Source organism: Pseudomonas sp. 67(2021) (genome assembly GCF_017491835.1).
GTDB lineage: Bacteria > Pseudomonadota > Gammaproteobacteria > Pseudomonadales > Pseudomonadaceae > Aquipseudomonas > Aquipseudomonas atacamensis.
Genome location: NZ_JAFGYL010000005.1, coordinates 67,429 through 89,762, shown reverse-complemented (window position 1 = coordinate 89,762; position 22,334 = coordinate 67,429). Strand labels below are relative to the sequence as shown.

The 22,334-nt window shown below is 59.4% G+C and carries 26 protein-coding genes; 15 read left to right on the top strand and 11 right to left on the bottom strand.

Translation table 11 applies throughout. The annotated features are described in order from the left end of the window. Nucleotides 1–148 precede the first annotated feature (148 nt). The 3 genes from J5M66_RS08940 to J5M66_RS08930 all read left to right on the top strand — a co-directional run bounded on the left by J5M66_RS08940 (nt 149) and on the right by J5M66_RS08930 (nt 2,974). Nucleotides 149–367 carry a DUF2970 domain-containing protein gene (locus tag J5M66_RS08940; protein ID WP_016774481.1) on the top strand — a complete coding sequence of 73 codons (219 nt, stop codon included), beginning with the start codon at nt 149–151 and terminating at the stop codon, nt 365–367. 470 nt (nt 368–837) lie between these two features. Further along, nucleotides 838–2,496 (top strand): nitrite/sulfite reductase, encoded by a 1,659-nt coding sequence (locus J5M66_RS08935; RefSeq protein WP_024012729.1) that lies wholly within the window; start codon nt 838–840, stop codon nt 2,494–2,496. Continuing rightward, nucleotides 2,480–2,974, top strand: coding sequence for a DUF934 domain-containing protein (locus J5M66_RS08930; protein ID WP_016774480.1), 495 nt, complete (start codon nt 2,480–2,482; stop codon nt 2,972–2,974). The genes J5M66_RS08935 and J5M66_RS08930 overlap by 17 nt, the downstream gene beginning before the upstream one ends. 67 nt (nt 2,975–3,041) lie before the next feature. Here the strand turns inward: J5M66_RS08930 and sohB are convergent, their stop codons facing one another. After that, nucleotides 3,042–4,073: a protease SohB gene (sohB, locus tag J5M66_RS08925; RefSeq protein WP_123442644.1), complete on the bottom strand. Its 1,032-nt coding sequence runs from the start codon at nt 4,071–4,073 to the stop codon at nt 3,042–3,044. Nucleotides 4,074–4,277: 204 nt separating this feature from the next. On the opposite strand from sohB, the gene J5M66_RS08920 reads away from it, so the two are divergent. Further along, nucleotides 4,278–4,988 (top strand): histidine phosphatase family protein, encoded by a 711-nt coding sequence (locus J5M66_RS08920; protein WP_016774478.1) that lies wholly within the window; start codon nt 4,278–4,280, stop codon nt 4,986–4,988. A gap of 63 nt (nt 4,989–5,051) precedes the next feature. Next, the gene (locus tag J5M66_RS08915) at nt 5,052–5,369 is read left to right on the top strand and encodes an SCP2 sterol-binding domain-containing protein (protein WP_024012726.1); all 318 of its coding nucleotides are present in this window, start codon (nt 5,052–5,054) and stop codon (nt 5,367–5,369) included. A 78-nt stretch (nt 5,370–5,447) separates the two neighbouring features. On the opposite strand, the gene J5M66_RS08910 is transcribed toward J5M66_RS08915, so the two are convergent. The 6 genes from J5M66_RS08910 to J5M66_RS08890 form a co-directional block, all read right to left on the bottom strand. Then, a complete protein-coding gene (locus J5M66_RS08910) occupies nt 5,448–5,954 on the bottom strand; it encodes a hypothetical protein (protein WP_148046977.1) in 507 nt (168 codons plus the stop codon). A 95-nt stretch (nt 5,955–6,049) separates the two neighbouring features. Next, a complete protein-coding gene (locus J5M66_RS08905; RefSeq protein ID WP_148046978.1) occupies nt 6,050–6,976 on the bottom strand; it encodes a hypothetical protein in 927 nt (308 codons plus the stop codon). A gap of 12 nt (nt 6,977–6,988) precedes the next feature. Next, complete coding sequence (locus J5M66_RS26940; RefSeq protein WP_243432865.1) at nt 6,989–7,288, bottom strand: hypothetical protein; 300 nt, start codon at nt 7,286–7,288, stop codon at nt 6,989–6,991. Further along, complete coding sequence (locus J5M66_RS26935; RefSeq protein ID WP_241663605.1) at nt 7,285–7,515, bottom strand: PAAR domain-containing protein; 231 nt, start codon at nt 7,513–7,515, stop codon at nt 7,285–7,287. The genes J5M66_RS26940 and J5M66_RS26935 overlap by 4 nt, the downstream gene beginning before the upstream one ends. Before the next feature lie 183 nt (nt 7,516–7,698). After that, the gene (locus tag J5M66_RS08895; protein ID WP_016774476.1) at nt 7,699–8,193 is read right to left on the bottom strand and encodes an RES domain-containing protein; all 495 of its coding nucleotides are present in this window, start codon (nt 8,191–8,193) and stop codon (nt 7,699–7,701) included. Further along, nucleotides 8,190–8,666 (bottom strand): MbcA/ParS/Xre antitoxin family protein, encoded by a 477-nt coding sequence (locus J5M66_RS08890; RefSeq protein WP_123442647.1) that lies wholly within the window; start codon nt 8,664–8,666, stop codon nt 8,190–8,192. The genes J5M66_RS08895 and J5M66_RS08890 overlap by 4 nt, the downstream gene beginning before the upstream one ends. Nucleotides 8,667–9,016: 350 nt before the next feature. Between J5M66_RS08890 and J5M66_RS08885 the strand changes: the two genes are divergently transcribed. The 3 genes from J5M66_RS08885 to J5M66_RS08875 all read left to right on the top strand — a co-directional run bounded on the left by J5M66_RS08885 (nt 9,017) and on the right by J5M66_RS08875 (nt 12,211). Beyond that, nucleotides 9,017–9,880: a LysR family transcriptional regulator gene (locus J5M66_RS08885; RefSeq protein ID WP_024012724.1), complete on the top strand. Its 864-nt coding sequence runs from the start codon at nt 9,017–9,019 to the stop codon at nt 9,878–9,880. Between the two features lie 112 nt (nt 9,881–9,992). Continuing rightward, nucleotides 9,993–11,138 carry an SRPBCC family protein gene (locus tag J5M66_RS08880; protein WP_123442648.1) on the top strand — a complete coding sequence of 382 codons (1,146 nt, stop codon included), beginning with the start codon at nt 9,993–9,995 and terminating at the stop codon, nt 11,136–11,138. Further along, entirely contained in the window at nt 11,135–12,211 is a 1,077-nt protein-coding gene (locus tag J5M66_RS08875; RefSeq protein WP_136493515.1) for an SMP-30/gluconolactonase/LRE family protein, read from the top strand. Before J5M66_RS08880 ends, J5M66_RS08875 begins: the two co-directional genes overlap by 4 nt. A 109-nt stretch (nt 12,212–12,320) precedes the next feature. Here J5M66_RS08875 and J5M66_RS08870 read toward each other — a convergent pair whose 3' ends face one another. Both J5M66_RS08870 and J5M66_RS08865 read right to left on the bottom strand, forming a co-directional pair. After that, nucleotides 12,321–12,485, bottom strand: coding sequence for a hypothetical protein (locus J5M66_RS08870; protein WP_016774471.1), 165 nt, complete (start codon nt 12,483–12,485; stop codon nt 12,321–12,323). 99 nt (nt 12,486–12,584) lie between these two features. Next, nucleotides 12,585–12,839, bottom strand: coding sequence for a DUF465 domain-containing protein (locus tag J5M66_RS08865; protein ID WP_016774470.1), 255 nt, complete (start codon nt 12,837–12,839; stop codon nt 12,585–12,587). Nucleotides 12,840–13,043: 204 nt separating this feature from the next. Between J5M66_RS08865 and J5M66_RS08860 the strand changes: the two genes are divergently transcribed. After that, nucleotides 13,044–13,565: a DUF4142 domain-containing protein gene (locus J5M66_RS08860; protein ID WP_024012721.1), complete on the top strand. Its 522-nt coding sequence runs from the start codon at nt 13,044–13,046 to the stop codon at nt 13,563–13,565. Nucleotides 13,566–13,621: 56 nt separating this feature from the next. Here J5M66_RS08860 and J5M66_RS08855 read toward each other — a convergent pair whose 3' ends face one another. Continuing rightward, the gene (locus tag J5M66_RS08855; protein WP_051600699.1) at nt 13,622–13,885 is read right to left on the bottom strand and encodes a hypothetical protein; all 264 of its coding nucleotides are present in this window, start codon (nt 13,883–13,885) and stop codon (nt 13,622–13,624) included. Between the two features lie 260 nt (nt 13,886–14,145). On the opposite strand from J5M66_RS08855, the gene J5M66_RS08850 reads away from it, so the two are divergent. Genes J5M66_RS08850 through J5M66_RS08825 form a run of 6 tightly spaced genes read left to right on the top strand, consistent with a single transcriptional unit; the run spans nt 14,146 to nt 19,576 of the window. Continuing rightward, nucleotides 14,146–14,997, top strand: coding sequence for an STAS domain-containing protein (locus J5M66_RS08850; protein ID WP_071172063.1), 852 nt, complete (start codon nt 14,146–14,148; stop codon nt 14,995–14,997). A gap of 4 nt (nt 14,998–15,001) precedes the next feature. Beyond that, nucleotides 15,002–15,364: an STAS domain-containing protein gene (locus J5M66_RS08845; protein ID WP_016774466.1), complete on the top strand. Its 363-nt coding sequence runs from the start codon at nt 15,002–15,004 to the stop codon at nt 15,362–15,364. Beyond that, on the top strand, nt 15,361–15,765 hold the full coding sequence (locus tag J5M66_RS08840) for an anti-sigma regulatory factor (RefSeq protein WP_016774465.1): 405 nt from the start codon (nt 15,361–15,363) through the stop codon (nt 15,763–15,765). Before J5M66_RS08845 ends, J5M66_RS08840 begins: the two co-directional genes overlap by 4 nt. Then, nucleotides 15,762–16,775: an ATP-binding protein gene (locus J5M66_RS08835; protein WP_110599571.1), complete on the top strand. Its 1,014-nt coding sequence runs from the start codon at nt 15,762–15,764 to the stop codon at nt 16,773–16,775. Before J5M66_RS08840 ends, J5M66_RS08835 begins: the two co-directional genes overlap by 4 nt. Then, nucleotides 16,768–17,643: an ATP-binding protein gene (locus tag J5M66_RS08830; RefSeq protein ID WP_016774463.1), complete on the top strand. Its 876-nt coding sequence runs from the start codon at nt 16,768–16,770 to the stop codon at nt 17,641–17,643. The genes J5M66_RS08835 and J5M66_RS08830 overlap by 8 nt, the downstream gene beginning before the upstream one ends. Further along, a complete protein-coding gene (locus J5M66_RS08825; RefSeq protein ID WP_073474818.1) occupies nt 17,633–19,576 on the top strand; it encodes a response regulator in 1,944 nt (647 codons plus the stop codon). The genes J5M66_RS08830 and J5M66_RS08825 overlap by 11 nt, the downstream gene beginning before the upstream one ends. A gap of 123 nt (nt 19,577–19,699) precedes the next feature. Here the strand turns inward: J5M66_RS08825 and J5M66_RS08820 are convergent, their stop codons facing one another. Beyond that, nucleotides 19,700–22,333, bottom strand: a complete 2,634-nt coding sequence (locus J5M66_RS08820) for an excinuclease ABC subunit UvrA (RefSeq protein ID WP_207807905.1) — start codon at nt 22,331–22,333, stop codon at nt 19,700–19,702. Nucleotide 22,334 lies beyond the last annotated feature (1 nt).

Here is a 22,334-nt window from a genome sequence, read left to right as displayed (position 1 = left end):
CGCTCCTGTAAATGGAGCGACAGCACATCACTGACGCCGCGCTGTCCGGCGGTACATGGCTATATCCCGTGCGCAAAAGTTGTAACGCGGCATCCGTGACCACAGCGATTGACTATGCTTCGGGGGACGATTTTTCGCAGAGGGATTTATGGACGATCCAGTCGACAACAAACCGCCGAGTTTCTGGCAGATGCTGCACAGCGTCATGGCAGCGGCGTTCGGCGTGCAAAGCGGCAAGAACCGGGAAAGGGACTTTACCCACGGCAAACCCAGCCACTTCGTGATTCTCGGCGTTTTGTTTACAGCCGTGTTTGGCCTGACGCTGTTTGCCATCGTCAAACTGGTGTTGTATCTGGCCGGGGTGTGATGGTGCCAGGCCGGGCACCGACTCGAGCTATCCGGGCCCTGGAAGAAAGGCCCGGAACGCTGATTTACTGATGGCTGACCCAGAAGACCGCTGTTCCTACAACGAGAATGATCAGGAACAAAATGGCCCATGCGTCGACGCTACTGTCGCTTTTCCTGGCTTTGGTCGGGTTGCTCATTGCATCGCCTCTTGTCGGTTTTATCGGTGATTGCACAAAGACTCGATCACAGTTAAGACGATGATTGTCCGCACGACAAATGTGGATTAGATGACCGGCATTCGCGTTAGGCGATTTGGTTCTTTACATATACTCAAACATCACTTTTGCGCATAACTGCAAACGGGTATATTGCCCCGGCTCCGTGACGGAGTGCGCGGCCGTGCGCGCAGAATTGCAGAGGCAACATCGGACTCCAGCAAGCGAAAACGCAGCGTTTTCCGAGTAGCCCAAGCCTGAGAACAGGACTTATATGTACGTATACGACGAGTACGATCAGCGGATCATCGAGGACCGCGTCAAGCAGTTCCGTGATCAGACCCGACGCTATCTGGCAGGTGAGCTGAGCGAAGAAGAATTCCGCCCCCTGCGCCTGCAAAATGGCCTGTACATCCAGCGTTTCGCGCCGATGTTGCGCGTGGCGGTGCCTTACGGCCAGCTCACTTCGCGCCAGGTGCGCATGATGGCCAAAATCGCCCGCGACTACGACAAGGGCTATGCCCACATCAGTACGCGGCAGAACGTGCAGTTCAACTGGCCTGCGGTGGAAGACATCCCGGACATCCTCGCTGAACTCGCGACCGTGCAGATGCACGCGATCCAGACCAGCGGCAACTGCCTGCGCAACGTCACTACCGACCAGTTTGCCGGTGTCGCTGCCGACGAAGTGATCGACCCGCGTCCATGGTGCGAGATCGTCCGCCAGTGGACCACGTTCCACCCGGAATTCGCCTACCTGCCGCGCAAATTCAAGATCGCTGTCAACGGCTCGACCAGCGACCGTGCTGCCATTGAAGTCCACGACATCGGCCTGGAACCTGTCTACAACGCTGCTGGCGAGCTGGGTTTCCGCGTGCTGGTTGGTGGCGGCCTCGGTCGTACGCCGGTGGTGGGCGCATTCATCAATGAATTCCTGCCTTGGCAAGACCTGCTGAGCTATCTCGACGCCATCCTGCGTGTGTACAACCGCTACGGCCGTCGCGACAACAAATACAAGGCGCGGATAAAGATCCTCGTCAAGGCGCTCACGCCTGAAGTGTTCGCGCAGAAAGTCGATGCGGAAATGGAGCACCTGCGCGGTGGCCAGACCACGCTGACCGAAGCCGAGCTGCATCGCGTCGCCAAGCATTTCGTCGACCCGGACTACAAAACCCTCGACAACCAGACTGCGCAACTGGCCGATCTGGACCAAGAGCATCCGGGTTTCGCCCGCTGGCGCAGCCGCAACACCCTGGCGCACAAGAAACCCGGCTATGTGGCTGTGACGCTGTCGTTGAAGCCGACCGGCGTTGCCCCTGGCGACATCACCGACAAGCAACTCGACGCCGTCGCCGATCTGGCCGAGCGCTACAGTTTCGGGCAACTGCGCACTTCCCACGAGCAGAACATCATTCTTGCCGACGTCGAGCAGAGCCAGTTGTTCACCCTGTGGGGCGAGTTGCGTGAAGGCGGTTTCGCTACGCCGAACATCGGCCTGCTGACCGACATCATCTGCTGCCCAGGCGGTGACTTCTGCTCGCTGGCCAACGCCAAGTCGATCCCGATTGCCGAATCGATCCAGCGCCGCTTCGATGATCTGGACTACCTGTTCGACATCGGCGAACTGGACCTGAACATCTCCGGGTGCATGAACGCCTGTGGTCACCACCACGTCGGCCATATCGGCATCCTCGGCGTGGACAAGAAAGGCGAAGAGTTCTATCAGGTCTCCCTCGGCGGCAGCGCCAGCCGTGATGCTAGCCTGGGCAAGATCCTCGGCCCGTCCTTCGCACAGGAAGCCATGCCTGACGTGATCTCGAAGCTGATCGACGTGTACGTTGAACAACGCACCGAAGACGAGCGCTTCATCGACACTTATCAGCGTATTGGCATCGACCTCTTCAAGGAACGCGTCTATGCAGCGAATCATTAAGAACAACGAAGTCGTCGACGAAACCTGGCACCTGTTGCCGAAGGATTTCAACATCGATGAAATCAGCAACTGCGACGATCTGATCGTGCCGCTGCAGCTGTGGCGCGAACACAGCCGCATGCTCCTGGCCCGCGACGGTGGCCTGGGTGTGTGGCTGGATGCTGATGAAGAGGCCGAGGAAATCGGTGAGGACGTCGCCAAGTTTCAGGTGATCGCCTTGAACTTCCCGGCGTTTACCGACGGCCGTAACTACTCCAATGCCCGTCTGCTGCGTGACCGTTATGGTTTCAAAGGCGAGCTGCGTGCGATTGGCGATGTACTACGGGACCAATTGTTCTACATGCATCGCTGCGGTTTCGACGCCTTTGCCATTCGCGCGGATAAAGACCCGTACGAAGCACTGGAAGGCCTCAAGGACTTCTCGGTGACTTACCAGGCTGCCGCTGACGAACCACTGCCGCTGTTCCGTCGCCGCTAAGCGTCGGACGTTTGTCGCAGACACAAAAACGCCGGTCATGTGACCGGCGTTTTTTTATGCCTGCGGTTTACCAGAAGCGTTGCTGGGTAAGACGGCTCCACCAGCTCAACAACACGCGGTCCACCGAACCGCTGGCGGCCATGCCGATGCGTTCCTGCAGGCTTTTGCGCTCGGCGTAGTGCAGGTGATAGACCTCGGCCTGTTTGGCCTTCTGTGCCAGGTATTCATCGCTGGTCTTGAGCTCATCCACCAGTTGGTTTTCCAGCGCAGCGATACCGAGCCACACCTCACCGGTAGCCACCTCATCGATCGCCAGTTGCGGGCGATAACGGGCGACGAAGTTTTTGAACAAGCGATGGGTGATGTCGAGGTCTTCCTGAAACTTCTCGCGGCCCTTTTCGGTGTTTTCGCCAAACACGGTCAGGGTGCGCTTGTACTCACCGGCGGTCAGCACTTCGAAATCGATATCGTGCTTCTTCAAAAGGCGATTGACGTTGGGCAATTGCGCAACCACGCCGATCGAACCGAGGATGGCGAACGGAGCGCTGATGATCTTGTCGCCGATGCACGCCATCATGTAACCGCCGCTGGCCGCGACCTTGTCGATGCACACGGTTAGTGGCACCCCCGCGTCGCGAATGCGCGCCAATTGTGACGACGCCAGACCGTAGCTGTGCACCATGCCGCCGCCACTTTCCAGACGCAGAACCACTTCGTCTTTCGGCGTGGCCAGGGTCAGCAGCGCGGTGATCTCGTGGCGCAGGCTTTCCGTGGCGGAAGCCTTGATATCGCCGTCGAAGTCGAGCACGAACACCCGGGATTTGGTCTCAGGCTTGTTCTTCTGTTTCTTCACGCTTTTTTCTGTTTTCGCTTCGCCCTTGCGCAATGCCTTGAGCTGATCCTTGTCGAGCAGGGTCTGCTCCAGGCGTTCACGCAGGCCCTTGTAGAAATCGTTGAGTTTGCTGACCTGCAACTGGCCCGCCGATTTGCGTCGGCCCTTGCTGCGCAATGCAGCAAAACTGGCAAGCACCACCAGAATGGCGATCACCAGCGTGACGGTCTTGGCCAGGAAGCTGGCGTATTCGGTGAAAAAATCCACAGAGACTCCTCAAAGCAATGCGTGACGGTGTATTACACGCGGAATGGCTCCAGCATACCCATGCGCTGGCTCATCGGCCAGCCGTGAAACCTCTGGCAACACGCCTGTAACGGGCATTTCAAACAAGCGTATGTTTTTTCATTGACAGCCTTACGCCATCCTCATAACCTCGCCTGACCTTCAACGTACCGGGACGACGCGGACGTGGGCAGCATCTACTTGATACGACATGGCCAGGCCTCCTTTGGTGCAGACGATTACGACGTGCTGTCGCCGACCGGTGTGCGTCAGGCAGAAATCCTCGGCCAGCACCTCGCCGACCTCGGTATCAGCTTCGATCGTTGCCTTGCCGGTGACCTGCGTCGCCAACAGCACACGGCCACCAGTGCACTGGAGCAATTCAGCGCCAGAGGCCTGCCGGTTCCAGTCCTCGAGACCGATTCCGCCTTCAACGAATTCGATGCCGATGCGGTGATCCGCGCTCTGCTCCCGGCCATGTTGCCGGAAGAGCCGGAAGCCCTCGACATCCTGCGCAACGCCGCGCAGAACCGCGGTGAATTCCAGCGCATCTTCGCCCTGATCGTCGAGCGCTGGCTTGCCGGTACCTACGACACACCCGGACTGGAAAGCTGGCTGGGTTTCGTCGAACGGGTTCAAGCCGGGCTGCACCGCATCCTCGACCTGGCGGAAAAAAACCAGAAAATCGCCGTGTTTACCTCCGGCGGTACCATCACTGCCCTGCTCCACCTGATTACGCAAATGCCTGCCAGACAGGCCTTTGAATTGAACTGGCAAATCGTCAACACCTCGCTCAACCAATTGAAGTTTCGTGGTCGCGAGGTGGCTCTGGCTTCCTTCAACAGTCACGCACACCTGCAACTGCTGAAGGCCCCGGAACTCATCACTTTTCGCTGAGTCCGGCTTACTGTGACCCTGGCTGTAACCACCCAGCTCCCATGACCAAGAAAGGATCGAACCATGACCTCCGTAGCTGATGCCGTAAAAGCAATGCAAGCCAAGTTCAACCCAGCCGCCGCTGCCGGTCTGGACCTGGTCTTCGGTTTCAACATCACCGACGAAGACAAGCAATACGCACTGATCGTCAAAGACGGCACCTGCGAAATTCAGGAAGGTGAAAACCCGGACGCCAACTGCACGCTGGTGCTGGACAGCCAGACCCTGAAAGACATCGTCAGCGGCGAAACCGACGGCATGCAGGCCTTCATGGGCGGCAAGCTGCGCGTTGAAGGCGACATGATGCTGTCGATGAAACTGTCCGAGCTGTTCCCTTCGTAAGAAGCTTCTTGGTAAAACACAAATCCCGCTTATTGGCGGGATTTGTCGTTTCAACCATTGAAGACATGGCAACGTGAGTTAACGCTTGGCTGAAGCCGTCCCATCAAGCTCTTTTTTTACCTGAAGGTATGCCGCCTCTTCATCACTTTTTTCGATCAGATTCGAAGCCATCGAGCGGGGCAAGAGTTTCTTTTCTGTCACGTCCCAATCGATCGTAACGACCACAGTCTTGTTTGCAAACGTGATGAAAAGCCAATAGGAATCCACGGGCTTGTCAGGCTCGGCAAATGAACTATAGGCATACCGTATCTGGCGGTGCAGGTCCGGCGTATTCAGAATGAGATCTTCGGTGTCCAACCTCGGAAACTGTCGCCCTACAGCGAATAACGCTTCTGTCAAGAGAACATCATTCTCAATATGTCGCAAACTTTCAGGCCTATTGCGCAGCATGGTCACTGGGCTCTCTTCAGGCGGAGTACCCATGAGACGCGGGCGATACATACCTGAACTGAACCACCGGCTGGCGTCGAAACGGTTTTCTTCCGGACTCCACGGGCCGTAATACATCATTACTTTGGCTGGCATCTGGGCTTCCTTGGCGTAAATAAATAGTCCTGCAAAGCTGACAGCAATCAACAAGACACATAAGACGTGACGTTTGCCTATAAGCTTCAGGAGCGTCATAGCGGTTTATAGGCAAGCAGGTGTTTGGGTACGCCGTCCGGTGTATCACCTGATCGAACGTCACGATGTGCGCCTAAGGCATCCAGCGGAAATCCAATCTTCCGTTCATACAATGCTCGGCTGTCATCGTGCGCCAGCAAATTGCGCTCTTCTTCAGAGACTGTTGGCGTTGGCGCCTGCGGCGCCTGTTCATCAGGTAATTGCGCCGTTGGGTCTTTGAGGGTCTTGCGATGTTCGATCAGCTTTCGTTCATAAGCGGTTTTTCGACTCAAATAATTCCGCATCGCTCGCCCATCAGCTGCTTCTCTTTCACGAATTCCCGGCACAGATCCCCGTTCTGCGGCAGTACCATAAGTTGTGTCGTAGTTGCTGCGTCTTGGAAATGCCCACACGGTGGAGTGAATTTTCGCACCATAGGCAAACGCTTCGGGTTTGAACATATTCGCCTGTGCATCACGCAGACGGTAGCTATCGTTTTTAACCAGCTCGTAGCCCAACTCGATACTGCCCACCACACCATGGGAAAAAAAGTCGAGCTGTTTGATCTCGCGCCCGCGGCGTTGCCGAGCTGCGATGAAATCCACAAGACCGGATATCGAGTCCATCTCTCGGTACTGGGCCCCGTGCTGATTTTCGACAACGTCCTTCAAAGCCGTCAGCAAGTTCTCCGGATAGTCATTTTTGAAAATCAGAAATACACGCTGGATCGTGAAGTTTGGAGTGCCGGTTGGATACTTTGTGAGTTGGCGGATACCCTGATTGATAAAGCGCATCTTGTTGCCCTTCTGGCCACGAACCTTTTCATAAAGGGACATGTAAGACGCACCCACAACCGTTACGTAATCCTGTGCCAGCGTACCTTTCACTTGGGTCGTTGTATGTTGATCGCTTGTTCGAGCTTGATTCTTTTTGGGGGCTGCCACCTGCCACCTCCCTTAGTAATCTAGGCCGAGCGCGTCGAGATGGGCGGCAGCTTCCTTACCCCACTGCACAACTATCGAAGTCGGGTTGGCCGTAAACACTCGCGCGGCGTTACCATGACTATCGGTATGGCCTACGAGACGCTGACCGTCACCCGTTTCGATGCAATAGAGCATGTCGGGAATAGCTTCGCCAGTGGCCTCATCAACCAGTTGGAAGCGCTCGCTGTGTTTAGGAACAGTGATAATCGGGGAGAAAGGTGCGGAACCGAGCTGGGTGCCGACAAAAACGTCGCCAGAGCCCGTGATTATCATGCCTCCGTGGGCCGTCGCACTGCCCAAGAAAGCATAGGCTTGCCATTGATCAAAATATTGCTGATGCCTTCGGTGACAGTGTCTCCGCACGCTGTGGTGTCTCCGACACGCAAAACTGGCATTCCATTGATGTTTACATCACCGGAACCGCTGTTACCGGGATTGGTGCCATGGCCTGTGATCGGGCATGCATTAAGATCGCTAAGTCGAGCGGCAGGCTTTGCCATCTTTAACTTCCTTGTAGTAAGCGTGGGCGCGAAATGTACCGGATCTTTATATTGGTTGAAAGCCTGAATCCAGACGTAGAATGCGAGCCGCCGCGAATGTAGCTGGCAGCGACTCATCGGCCCTTGATCGCTCCCGGAACCTGGAAATTGTCGTGTCGGATTCGCAGGCCCACACAAATACGATCAACCCTCCTGCAACAACCGCGTATCCAGCCCAAACCGCTCTTGCGAAACCATCCTGAACTGACCCTCCGCCAGATCGCAACTCACCAGCAAATTCCACGAGTGCCGGGTGGCTACCGAAGGCACCAGAACAAATGGATGTTCAGCCAACAGTGCATCGGCAAACTTTCGCTGGTTGGGTGAGGTTTTGATCGGGGTGAGCCAATGCGGATTAGGCACATCTTCCGGTTGCACGATTCTGACGCTGGCGTCGTGGGTGATTTCAAAACAGGTCAACACATAGGGTTCCTGATCAAGCGCATCGAAGCTGCCATGGGCGGCCACCTCCAGTATCGCCGTGGAGGGGTCGACCGACGCATAAACGACTCTGCGGCCGGGCGTATTCCAGCGGCCGCCGTCCCGTTTCGATCCAAGGCCGCTGTCCCAGGTCTCGCTGTACACCTCGCGATCCAGCCGCCAGGCGTACCAGCGATCATCCCAGGGCAAGGGGTTCATTGATAAACCCCGTATTTGATCTGGTTCAGATACTCCTCCACCATCCTGAAGCCCAGCGCATGTCCAACCAGATCGAGCGGCACATAACCGTAGAAGTAAGTAGCGCGTTGCTCCAGCCATGATTCGGCCTTGGCCTGACGCCCGAATACTTCGATGGCCAGTTCCAGCGCAGCGGCATATTGGTAGGCGATCACGCTCTGCGGCGTGTCCAGGCGCACCGACGCGCCTTCCTTGAGCAGGCGTCGCACGGTTCTCACGGATTTGCCGGTGATACGTTTGACCATCTCTCCCTGTTGGTACAGCTCGGAGGTTGCGATCATGTTCACTACATCAAGCAGCTCAAATCCTTCGCTTGTGCAGCGCAGGATGAGCATCGGATCGTCGCCGATATCCTGCCCACGCAACAGCAACTCCAGAGGTTTGCCCTCGAGCTTCTTCAAGCCCGTGAGCCGGGGCACTTTGGCGCTCGGCATGGCAACGTCCTCCGAGGGACACCTGGCGCGATCGTCGCGCCAGTAATGGCGAGGCGAGTAAGCAGGCGTATGGCTTTCAATCAGTGGGATTCGCATAGTCCATCCTTTGTCCGGGTCCAGAGCGATCTGTGCGCTCGATGACTTCAATGTCAGGACTGATCCTATAGACCCGGCGTCCGACGACCAACCTGAAAAAGTCGTCAGAAATATCCCCAAATCTGATCAAAACGCTCCTGTTTCCGTAGGACTCAAACGCAATTTTCAGCGGTTCAATCCGTTGTTGCTTTCAGGTTGGGGAGAGAGCCTTTTGACTTACAATGCGCTCCACCTCCAGACACCGGCCCTGCCCCATGGACATCGACCTCGCTCGCACTTTCCTCGAAATCGTCCGTCACGGCAGTCTCGCCGCCGCTGCGCAGAAGCTGTTCGTCACGCAGACCGCCATCACCGCGCGGGTGCAGAAACTCGAAAGCCAGTTGGGCAGTACGCTGTTCGTGCGCAATCGCGCCGGGGCGAAGTTGACGGCCAATGGCGAAGCGTTCGTGATCTACGCCAATCAACTGGTGCAGACCTGGGAAGCCGCGCGCCGCGACTTGCCGCTGCCCGAGGGTTATCACAACGTTCTGCACATCGGTGGCGAGGTCAGCCTGTGCAACCCGTTGATGCTCAGTTGGGCGGCGGAACTTCGGGAGAAAATCCCCGGCCACGCACTGCGCATGGAAATCCGCGATGGCGAGAATCTGCTGCGTCAGCTCGAACTCGGTGTGCTCGATGCCGCGCTGGTTTATCAGCCGGAATACTGGCCGGGTCTGCAGGTCGAGCAAGTGCTGGAGGAAAAACTGATTCTGGTGCGCGCGCCCGAGCGTCCGGAGCCTTACGTCTACATCGACTGGGGCCCGGATTTCCGCCGCCAGCACGACGCCGCCCTGCCGGAAAAAGCCAAAGCCGCGCTGAGCTTCAACCTTGGCCCGCTGGCCCTGCAATACATCCTCGAACATGGCGGCAGCGGCTATTTCCGCACTCGCGTTGTGCGCACTTACCTGGAGACCGGCGCCCTGGAAGCCGTCACCAAAGCGCCGGAATTCGGCTATCCGACCTATCTGGTGTATTCCCGTGATCGCGACTCGGCAGTGCTGCAACAGGCCTTCGATCTGTTGCGCGAAGTGATCCGCACCGATGACGACTGGTCGCAGCGCTGGAATCCGTTGAGCTGACGGACAGCCTCAGTCCAGAGCATGGCGCTTAAGGCCGCAAGGTTCGTCCTGCACAAGTCAGCGGATCGGCTAATCTGCCGGGTATAACAACAATACCCGCAGGTGAAACGCGTTGAGGCAGACCACCGAGGCATTTCGCAGCCGCTACCGGGCGGCCATTCATCCTTTGTACAACCCGTGGCTGCATGGCGCGTTCGTGCTGCTGTTCGGGATTTTCGCCGTCGCTGCGTTCTGGCGCACGGTGCATTCAGTGAACTGGCTGGAGTGGCTGACGGTGCCGCTGAGCCTGTTGTTGTTCAACTTCGGCGTATACATGGTCCATCGCCATCTGGGCCATCACAAAAAAGCCTTCGCAAAGATGTTCTACGCGCGGCATGCCGGCGACCATCACAGTTTTTTCACCCCCGGGCACATGACCTACGACAGCGCGCGGGACTGGCGGGTGATCCTGTTTCCAGCCTGGCTGATCGTCATTCATACGCTGGTGATCACGCTGCCCCTGTGGTGGCTGCTCGCGCAGGTCAACGCCAATGTCGCCGGGCTTTTCGCCGGGTGCATGGTGCTCGGTTATCTGCTGTATGAGGTGTTCCATGCCTGTGAGCATCTGCCGCCGCAGAATCCGTTGACTCGTTTGCCGTGGATCCGCCAGATGCGCCGTCTGCACGAACTGCATCACCGCCGCGAGCGCATGCAGGAGCGCAATTTCAACATCGTTCTGCCCTTGATGGACTACCTGTTCGGCACGCTGTACCGCGAGCCGGAACCCGCCCCTTTGAGTAATTCGCAAATGCCCATGACGCGCATGCAGCACCAGATCGATATCGCCGGCGAGCCGGTCGCTGTGCTGGCCTATGCCGCCAGCGTCAGTCACTGGCCGGACTGGCATCCCTCCTCATTGAAGATTGACGGTCCGCAAGGTCCACTGCATGCCGGTGCGTGCTTCGAAGAGGACATCCATGCCGGCGGACGTGCCGGTCACTTGCGCTGGGAAGTCACTGAATATCTGCCGGGCCGGCGCTGGTGCGCACGCGCGCAAAGTGATCAGGGCCTGTCCCTGCGTTTGACTTACGAGTGCTCGGCGGAGGCTGGTGGCACGCGATTCGTGCGTACGCTGGAATATCGCTTTGACGGTTTGCTCATGCGTCTGGCTAATCGCCTGTTGCTCAAGCGGCGCATCGAGCGCGAGTCTGCCGCGTCCATGCTTGCCCTGCGCGACACGACCGCGCAGTACATCGGCGCGGCGAGGGCCAGCGCGTGAAATTACGTTATGTGCTGTGCCTGCTGATCGCTCTGGTCATCGCCTTCTTGTTGTTGCTGCCGACCAAGGTCGAACCAGTGGCCTGGACACCGCCACCGGCGCCCTCGCTGAAGGAAGGCATCTACGCGGACAACCAGCGCCTCAAAGCTGTGGTGAAGGTCGGGCCGAGCGACATCGAAGGGCCTGAGGCGCTGCTGCTGGAAGACGAATTTCTCATCACCGGATTGCATGACGGCCGGCTGATCCGCAGCAGCCTCGACGGCACGCAGCGCAAGGTCCTCGCCGACACCGGTGGCCGTCCCTTGGGCCTGGCCCGTCATCCGAACGGCATGCTGGTGATCGCCGATGCGATCAAGGGTTTGCTGTCGCTGGATGCACAAGGCCGCGTGATCCCCTTGACCACCGAGGCCAACGGCGTGCCATTTGGATTTACCGATGATGTGGCGGTCGACAAGTCAGGCCACTACGCCTACTTCAGCGATGCCTCGAGCCGCTGGGGCTATGGCCATGACGGTGAGGCGATCATCGAGCACGGCGCCGACGGCCGTTTGCTGCGTTACGACTTTCAGAGCGGCAAGACCAGCGTCTTGCTCGACAAGTTGCAGTTCGCCAACGGCGTCACCCTTGGCCCCGACGAAGCCTATGTGCTGGTCAATGAAACCGGTGCTTATCGCATCAGCCGCTACTGGCTGAGCGGGCCGAAGGCCGGTACCCATGATGTGTTCATCGACAACTTGCCGGGGCTTCCGGACAACCTCTCGTTCAATGGCAGCAATCGCTTTTGGGTAGCGTTGTACGCGCCCCGCAACGCGTTACTCGATGGCACCGCGCAGCACCCGTTCGTACGCAAGATGATCGTGCGGGCGTTGACGGTTTTGCCCAAGCCTGTCGAAAAGCGTGGGTTTGTGCTGGGGCTGGATCTGGACGGCAAGGTGATAGCCAATCTGCAGGACGCGAGCGAAGGCAATTATTCGCCGATTACCACGGTGCGCGAATATGGGCAGTGGTTGTATTTCGGATCGTTGAAGGCGAGGCATATGGGGCGGATGGGGCTGGATGCGGCGCTGAAGTGAGCCTGCGGGATTTGCGGGGGAATGGACTTGCGCCTTCGCGAGCAGGCTCGCTCCCACAGGGGAAACGAATTCCAAATGTGGGAGCGAGCCTGCTCGCGAAGGCGGCCTGTCAGTTGCCGGACCGGTCGAACTTCTCCGGATCTTCATCCTCCGGCAGTTCTTTCACGGTTTTTTCCGGATGCGCTGTGGTATGCGCCGGGCTGTTGGGTTCAGGGCGGGTCGGAATCGGGTCGAAGCCGCCCTGCTCTTCACTGGGGAATTTCGGATCGTTCATGAGGCACCTCGCAACGAGTCGATGGTTTGCAGACTCTGCACATTGGAGGTGCCGTGGGTGGTCGCCGTTCCCTTCGGATGGCGACCACGGGTCAGGTAATTACTGACCGGTCAGCGGCTGTCCGGCCAACCGGGCGACGATCTGCTCCTTGACGATCACCCGCTTCTCTTTGAGCTTCTTCAATTCGTCGTCACTAGGGGCGTCTGACTGGGCGTTCTCGGCCTCGACCACTTCAGCATCCACCTCGAAATACTTGTTGAGCAGCGAATCCAGCTTCGCATCCTCGGAGCGTTTTTGCTCGATCTCTTCCTTTTTGCAGCCCAGGTCCTGATACAGATCATGTGAAACCGGCATGAAACACCTCCATCAAATTGATCGACAACCAGCGCGACCGATGCGCTGACTCGTTATCAGCATGGCCTTGCGCAATGGCTTCTGTCGACACCCTGTCAGACCAGCGGTTGCCGTTCGTCGCCCTGTCGTAAATGCGATAAAACCTTTGGCTTGTGCCTTCGCTCCATTGGATAACGCTCACAAAAACCTGCGTGGAGATACCCAATGGACGGATTCAACCTGCGTCATCTCGCTCTGGCTGTTGCACTGTCTGTCGGCATGGGCAGCGCCTTTGCCGCGACCGACAATGACTTTGTCGATAACGCCGCCGCCGGTGGCATCGCTGAAATCGAAACCAGCCGCCTGGCTCTGGAAAAAAGCCAGTCAGCTGACATCAAAGCCTTTGCCAATCAGATGATCACCGATCACAGCAAAGCCAACGATGAGCTGGCAGCAATTGCCAAGGCCAACGACATCGAAGTCCCGGACACCACCACCCTGGTCAAACAGGCCAAGGAAAAGATTCTCGACATGCGCGATGAATCCTTCGATGCGGCCTACGCCAACAACCAGGTCAAGGCTCACGAAGAAACCATCGAGCTGTTCAAGAAACAGGCAAACACCGTGACCGATGACAAGGCCAAAGGCGCCACTGAACTGAAAGCGTTCGCGCAGAAGATGCTGCCAGCGCTGGAAAAACACCTGGCCCACGCCAAAGAGCTGCAAGCCAAACATCCGAGCAAGTAACCGCCCGGCAATAAAAAGGCCGCATCCTTCGATGCGGCCTTTTTGCGTTTCAGCGATCAACCGCCATCGGTGTCGATATCGGCGTCGGTGCTCTCGCCGGGTTCAGGACGGTCCGGGTCAGGCTTGAAACCGGGGCTGAAGTCGTTGCTGTTGTCACTGTGATGCTGCTTCTGATCGACCTCGGCAGCCGCGCTGTCCGCCTGTCCTTGTTCAGCCGGCGCAGGGGTATTTTGTCCCGGTGTCTGCGGGTCGATGGCCGGGTCGTTGCGGTTAATTGACTCTGAGGACTGATTTTGCTGTTGCGGCGCTTGCTCGTTCATATCCACCTCATTCATAGTCCTGCCTCCTTCTTCCAGCACGACTGGAAAACGTCGGGCATGCAGATTCGAAGCCTGACGCCGCAGATTCGTTCAAAAGATCGCTGCCTGTTGCCACGCCGACTAGAGTTACCGGGGCCTTCGACGCGGCAGGCAGAAAAATTCGCCTCTTAATGAACAACTATTTCAAGCGGCAAATGTCAGTCAATTCGCGCCGGTCATTTCGCTGAGCCGGCACCATTACGTAACGGAGCGACACGCACATGGCAGCACTGCAGAACAGCACAGTTGAAGCAATCAGGAACAACCAGGCTCAACTGCTGAGCGAATGGACCAAACGCCTCGAAGCCAGCGGCGCCACGCGCAATCTCAAAGAACACGACCTCGCGCAGCAAACCCGCGACTTCCTCAGCCTGCTGCTGGCCGGTCTGGAAAACGGCAACGGCAGCAAGATTGCCGCCGCAGGCTGGGAAGACACCCGTCAGTTCCTTGAAAAGCTGTCGCAGAGCCGCGCCCTGCTCGGCCAGGATTCCCAGCAAACCGCCAACTTCATCTTCGCCTTGAAAGGTCCGCTGTTCGCCCTGCTGCAAAACCATTATCAGGACCAGCCGGCACTGCTCGCCGAGCAACTGCTGGAAGTTTCCGAACTGCTCGACACGGTCGGCATGCACACCATCGGCACCTTCCAGAAATCCCGTGAAGCGGTGATCAAGCGTCAGCAGGAAGAGCTGCTGGAACTGTCGACGCCGGTGGTCAAGCTGTGGGATGGCGTCCTCGCCCTGCCAATGATCGGCACCCTCGATTCGCAACGCACCCAGGTAGTCATGGAATCGCTGCTGCAACGCATCGTCGACACCGGTTCCGAGATCGCCATCATCGACATCACCGGCGTGCCGACCGTCGACACCCTGGTCGCCCAGCACCTGCTGAAAACCGTGACCGCCATTCGCCTGATGGGCGCTGATTGCATCATCAGCGGCGTGCGTCCGCAGATCGCCCAAACCATCGTTCACCTGGGTCTGGATCTGCAAGGCGTTGTGACCAAGGCCAACCTGGCCGACGCCTTGAAACTGGCCCTGACTCGCCTGGGCATCAGCCTCGGCAAAGCGGTCTGAGCCGATGGAACGTATTCCGATTCTTCAAATGGGCGATTTGCTGCTGGTGACCATTCAGGTCGACATGCACGACCAGCTCGCCATGACCCTGCAGGACGATCTGTCCGAGCGCATCAGCCGGACCTCGGCCCGTGGCGTGCTGATCGACATCTCGGCGCTGGACATGGTCGACTCGTTCATCGGACGCATGATCGGCACCATCTCGGGGTTGTCGAAAATCATGGACGCCGAAACCGTGCTGGTCGGCATGCAGCCGGCCGTGGCGATCACGCTCGTTGAGCTGGGCATGACCTTGCCGGGCGTCAGCACCGCCCTCAACGTCGAACGCGGAATGAAACTGCTGCAGGATCGAGTACGCCTGCAATGACCGTACGCAGCAGTGGTACTCAACCCATCCTGATCGAACAGGACGTGGTACTGGCCCGCCAGACCACGCGCAAGCTCGCCACCGAATGCGGCATGCGCCTGATCGACCTGACCAAACTGGTCACCGCCGTCAGCGAGCTGGCGCGTAACACCATGGTCTATGGCGGCGGCGGCGACATGGATTGGCAGATCCTCGAGGAAAACGGCCGGGTCGGTTTGCGCATCACGTTCCGCGACGAAGGCCCGGGCATCCCCGATATCAAACTGGCGATGACCGACGGCTGGACTTCCGGCAGCGGACTAGGCCTCGGCCTGACCGGCGCCAAACGACTGGTCAACGAATTCGAACTCGACACTGAGCCCGGCAAAGGCACGCGCATTACGATCACACGATGGACATGAATATCACCGGGTCGTTGACCCAGGTTCTGCCGATCGAGGACAGCAGCCAGATCGGCCACGCCCGACGCACCGCGCAGAAACTCGCCGAGCAGCATGGCTTCGACGAAAACGATGCCGGCCGCGTGGCACTGGTCGCGACGGAACTGGCAAGCAACGTGCTCAAGCATGCCCAGCGCGGCGAGTTTCATCTGCGTGTGCTGACTCGTCCGGATAACGGTTTCGGCATCGAAATGCAGACCGTGGATCGGGCCCAGGGCTTTGACCTGGATGCCTGTCTGGCGGATGGCTTTTCCACTGGCGGTACGCAGGGCATCGGCCTTGGCGCGGTGTCGCGGCAGACCAATGTCTTCGATGTCTACGCAGACCACCGTGGCGCGGTGTTGCTGGCGCGAATTTTTCCGCGCAGCGATCGTCAGGCCGATATCCGCTTCGGCGTCAGCCAGCATTCGCTGCATGCCGATCCAGCCTGCGGCGATGTCTGGCATCTGACGTATGAAGGCTCGCGGATCAGCGCGCTGGTGGTCGATGGCCTCGGTCATGGCGAAGACGCCGAGCGCGCAGGCCTGGCCGGGGCCCAGGCATTCGCCCGGGCACCGTTTGCCGATCCAGTGGTATTGATGGAAGACCTGCATCAGGAAATGCTCGGCACCCGTGGCGGCGCCGTCGCTTTCGCGCAGTTCGACAGCCAGCGCGATGGTCTGACGTTCGCCGGTGTCGGTAACATTGGCGCCAGTCTGCTCGAGGCTGGCAAATCCCGTGGCCTGGCCTCGCACCCCGGCATCGTTGGCGGCCAGTACCGTAAAGCCAAACCCTTTGACTATGCTCACGTGAACGGACATTTATTGATCATGTACAGCGACGGCTTACAGTCCCGTTGGAATCTCAAAGACTACCCCGGCCTGGTGCATCGCCATCCGTCCGTGATAGCCAGCGTCCTGCACCGCGACTTCTGTCGTGGTCGCGATGACGTGACGGTACTGGTCGTTGCTCTGGAGGTCGCCCATGGCTGAATCGACTACCTTGAGCCATGCCGAACAGGCGGCGCTCATCGCTCAGTTGCAGCGCGAAACCACTGCCCTGCGCGAAGAACTCGATGAAACCAACCAGGGTGTTCTGGCGCTATACGCCGAGCTCGACAATCAGGCCGAAGAACTGCGTCAGGCATCGGATCTCAAGAGCCGCTTCCTGTCGTACATGAGCCACGAATTTCGTACGCCATTGGGCTCGATCCTGAGCATCAACAGTCTGCTCGCTGACGAACTGGACGGCCCGCTCAGCCCTGAACAGCACAAGCAGGTAGCCTTCGTCAGCACCGCTGCCCGCGAGCTCAGCGACATGGTTGATGACCTGCTCGATCTGGCGAAGATCGAAGCCGGGCGAATCAGCATCTCGCCGGCCTGGTTCGACATGTTCGACCTGTTTTCGGCCCTGCGCGGGATGTTCCGGCCAATCGTCGATGCTTCGGCGGTGGATCTGATCTTCGAAGAGCCGCTGGGCCTGCCGCGCCTGTATACCGATGACAAGAAGCTCGGGCAGATCCTGCGCAACTTCATTTCTAACTCGCTGAAATTCACCACCCGTGGCGAAGTGCGCGTGTCGGCGCGACTGGAAGGTGAAGACAAGGTGCGCTTTGCCGTCAGCGACACCGGCATCGGCATCGCGGCCGAGCTGCATGACACGCTGTTCGAGGACTTCTCCCAAGTCGATTCGCCATTGCAGAAACGTCTGCGCGGCACCGGTCTGGGTCTGTCACTATGCAAGCGTTTTGCCGCCCTGCTCGGCGGTGAAGTCGGGGTAGACAGTACGCCGGGCGTGGGCTCGACGTTCTTTGTCATCATCCCGCTGGCAATCGCTCTGGAGAACGTCGATGAATCGTGACATCCGCCTGTTGATCGTCGATGACAACGTCGCCACCCGTTACGCCCTGCGCCGACGCCTGGAGCGCCACGGCTACACGGTGCTCGAAGCCGGCACCGGCAGCGACGGCCTGGCCCTGATCGAGAGCGAAGCCCTCGATGCGTTGATCCTCGACGTCAACCTGCCGGACATGAGCGGTTTCGACATTGTCCGCCTGTTGCGCGCCGACCCGCGCACTGCGCTGCTGCCGGTGATTCATGTGTCAGCGGCGTCGATCCAGACCGGCGACATCATCACCGGCCTCAACGCGGGCGCCGATGCCTATCTGATTCACCCGGTCGACCCCGATGTGCTCTTGGCGACGCTGCGTACCCTGCTGCGGGTGCGCGACACGGAAAATGCCCTGCGCGAAAGCGAGGCGCGTTTCCGCGAGATCTTCGCCAACGTCTCGGCGCCGATCGCCGTGCTCGATGCCAATCTGAAAGTGCATGAATGCAATCACGCCTTTGCCCAGCTGATCGTCGATAACCGCGATCCGCAGGCGCTGCGTGAATGCTTCGCCGAAGATCAATGCTCGATCCTCGATGAACTGCGTCTGCGTCTGGTCGACGGCGAGCGCTGGAAAGGCACGCTGAACATGCGCGTGCAGGGCGAGATTCGCGAGACCCAATGGCAGATTTCGCCGTATCGCACGCCAGAGCTGAGCCTGGTGTTCGTCGAGGACGTCACCGAACACCGCCACCGCGAGCGCTCGCATCTGGCGCGGCTGGATGACACCACCACGCAGCTGGCCAAGGAAGTCGCCGAGCGCGTGCACGCCGAAGCGCAATTGCTGCAAGTGCAGAAAATGGATGCGCTGGGCAAGCTCACCGGCGGTATCGCTCACGACTTCAACAACCTGCTCACCGGGATCATCACCAGTCTGGAACTGATCCAGAAACGCGTGGCCGATGAGCGTCTGGACAAGGTGCAGTTCTATACCGAAGCGGCGCTGAACTCAGCGATGAGCGCGGCCTCGCTGACCCATCGTCTGCTGGCATTTGCCCGTCAGCAGCCACTGGATACACGGCCGGTGGACATCAACGAGCATGTCCGCTCGCTGGAAGAATTGCTGGTGCGCACCATCGGTGAGCGCATCACCCTCAAGCTGGAATTGACCAACAAACCGGCGATTGCGCTGGTCGACCCGGTGCAGCTGGAAAGCGCGGTGCTCAACCTGGTGATCAACGCCCGCGATGCCCTGCCCTCCGGCGGCAATATCTGGGTCAATACTTACGCCGCTTATTCCCACGGCGATCCGAATCTGGCCGATGGCGCGTACGTGGCATTGTCGGTACGCGACGACGGCACCGGCATCGAACACAACGTGATCGACAAGGTGTTCGAGCCGTTCTTCACTACCAAGCCGCTGGGCCAGGGCACCGGGCTCGGTCTGTCGACGATTTACGGCTTCGCCCGCCAGTCCGGCGGTGACGCGCACATTCGCAGCGTTGCCCGCCGTGGCACCGAAGTGACGATCATGCTGCCCGGCACCAACGACCCGACCGGCGCCGACGCGCCTGTGCCCGTGCCTGATGCCAAAGGCAGTGGTGAGCACGTGCTGATCGTCGAGGACATGGCCACGGTGCGCTTGTTCGTTACCGAAGTGCTGGAAGACGCCGGCTATCGCTGCACGCAAGCGGCGGATATCGAATCGGCGCTGGAGCGCTTGCAGAACGACCCGTCGATCGACCTGCTGCTGACCGACGTCGGCTTGCCGCGCATGAGCGGCCGTGAACTGGCGGATGTTGCCCGTGGCTGGCACGAAGGGCTGCCGATCCTGTTCATGACCGGCTACGCCGAAACCGCGCTCAACCGCCAGGTCTTCCTCGGCACCGGCATGGACATGCTGGTCAAACCGTTCCAGATCAGCGAACTGCTCGACAAGGTCCGCCGCACGCTGGATGGCGCCTGAACTGGCGTCATCGCTGGCAAGCCAGCTCCCACAGGGGGCATCAGTGTGCGCACACTTTCGGCAACAACTTGAATTCCTGTGGGAGCTGGCTTGCCAGCGATGGCGGCCAGCAAGGCGCTGCAGTTATCGGCTCAAAGCCCGAGCCAGAAACGGCGCAGTCTTGCTTTTCTTGCTCGCGGCGACTTTCTGTGGTGTGCCGGCGGCGACAATCCTGCCGCCCTGATCGCCGGCTCCTGGGCCGATGTCGATCACCCAGTCGCTCTGCGCGACGACACGCATTTCGTGTTCGACCACAATCACCGTGTGCCCCGCCGTCACCAGCGTATCCAGCTGCTCGAGCAGTCGATCGACATCTCGCGGATGCAATCCAGTAGTCGGTTCATCCAACACATACAAGGTCGCGCCACGCTGGTTGCGCTGCAATTCGGTTGCCAGTTTGATCCGCTGCGCCTCACCGCCGGAGAGCTCCGTGGCCGGTTGTCCCAGGCGCAGATAACCCAGGCCGATATCGCGCAGCACTTCCAGCGAACGACGAATCCCTGCCTGCTCGGCAAACACGGACACCGCCTCATCGACAGTCAGTTGCAGCACCTGAGCGATGCTCAAGCCTTGCCAAAGAACCGCCAGCGTCTGCGGGTTATATCGCGCGCCGTGGCAAGTTGGGCACGGCGCATACACGCTGGGCATGAACAGCAATTCCACACTGACGAACCCCTCACCCTCGCAAGTAGCGCAACGGCCCTTGGCGACGTTGAAGGAAAACTGCCCGGCGTCATAGCCCGCCGCTTGTGCCTCAGGTGTCGCGGCGAACAGCTTGCGCACGTTGTCGAACAGCCCGGTGTAGGTCGCCAGATTGGAGCGCGGCGTGCGTCCGATGGGTTTCTGATCAACCTGCACCAGGCGTTTGATCGACTCCAGGCCGGCGCTGATCTGCCCGGTGCTGGGCGGCGGCGTATCATCTTCCAGACTCGGTTCGTCCGACTCGGCCTCGGCCACTGGACGGCCCAACTGCGCGCCGACCAGTTCCAGCAAGGCCTGACTGACCAGACTCGATTTGCCAGAACCCGATACGCCGGTCACCGAGGTGAAACAGCCCAAGGGGAATTCGGCGCTGAGATTATTCAGGTTATTGCGCGTCACGCCGTCGAGCTTCAGCCAGCCGCTCGGCTTGCGTGCGGCGCGCTCAGGGCGCTGGTTTTCCGCGAACAGATAGGCGCGGGTCTGCGAAGCTGCAATATCCGCAAGTCCCGCAGGCGGACCGCTGTACAGCACGCGCCCGCCCTTTTCGCCCGCCGCCGGGCCGACGTCGATCAGCCAGTCGGCCCGGCGCATGGTTTCGACATCGTGTTCGACCACAAACAGCGTGTTGCCGTCGGCCTTCAAGCGCTGCAACGCCTCGAACAACGCCTCGCCATCCGCCGGATGCAGACCGGCAGACGGTTCGTCCAGGACATAAATCACCCCGAACAGCTGCGAACCCAATTGCGTGGCCAGGCGCAAACGCTGCAACTCGCCCGACGATAAGGTCGGCGTACTGCGTTCCAGCGCCAGATACCCCAGGCCGAGATCGGTCAGGGTGCTGACCCGCTCCAGCAAATCCTCAGCGATGCGTTGCGCCGCCAAGCGTTTCTCCAGCGACAGATTCGGCGTGTGGCGCACGTCCGGTGCGCTGGCATGACCACTCGCGCCATGGGCGACACGCTGCTGACGCGCCTCGCGGGTTTGCGCATGGCTGAGGATATCGCCGCTCTCCTCGGCCTGTTCCAGATAATTCGCCGCTGCTACAGGCCGCAGCACTTCGGCCACTTGCAACAACGGCATCTGCGACAACTCACCGATGTCGTAACCGGCGAAGGTCACCGACAACGCCTCGCGCTTGAGCCGTTTGCCCTCGCACAACGGGCAGGGACTGCCGCGCATGAACTGTGAAACACGCTTCTTCATCAGCGCACTTTGCGAGTGAGTGAAGGTGTGCAGGATGTAGCGCCGCGCGCCGGTGAAGGTGCCCTGATAACTCGGTTCCATTTTGCGTTTGAGCGCGACGCGGGTTTCTTCCGGGGTCAGCCCGGCGTACACCGGCACCGTCGGCGTCTCTTCAGTGAAGAGAATCCAGTCGCGCTGCTTTTTCGGCAGTTTCTTCCACGGAATGTCGACATCGATGCCCATGGTCACCAGGATGTCGCGCAAGTTCTGCCCTTGCCAGGCCAAGGGCCAAGACGCCACGGCGCGCTGGCGGATGGTCAGGTTCGGGTCCGGCACCATCAGCGCTTCGGTCACTTCATAGACGCGACCAAGTCCATGACACTCCGCACAGGCGCCCTGCGGCGTGTTCGGTGAAAAGTCTTCGGCATACAACATCGGCTGCCCCGGCGGGTAACTGCCGGCGCGGGAATAGAGCATGCGGATCAGGCTCGACAACGTCGTCACGCTGCCCACCGACGAACGCGCGCTCGGCGTGCCGCGCTGCTGTTGCAAAGCGACGGCGGGCGGCAGTCCTTCGATGGAATCGACATCCGGCACGCCGACCTGATCGATCAGCCGCCGCGCGTACGGCGCCACCGATTCGAAATAACGCCGCTGGGCCTCCGCGTACAGCGTGGAAAACGCCAGCGACGACTTGCCCGAACCGGAGACGCCGGTGAACACCACCAGCGCATCGCGTGGAATATCGACATCAACGTTCTTCAGGTTATGTTCGCGGGCGCCGCGCACACGAACCATGCCGGCGGGTGCTTTGGAATTGCGCTTGGAAATCATC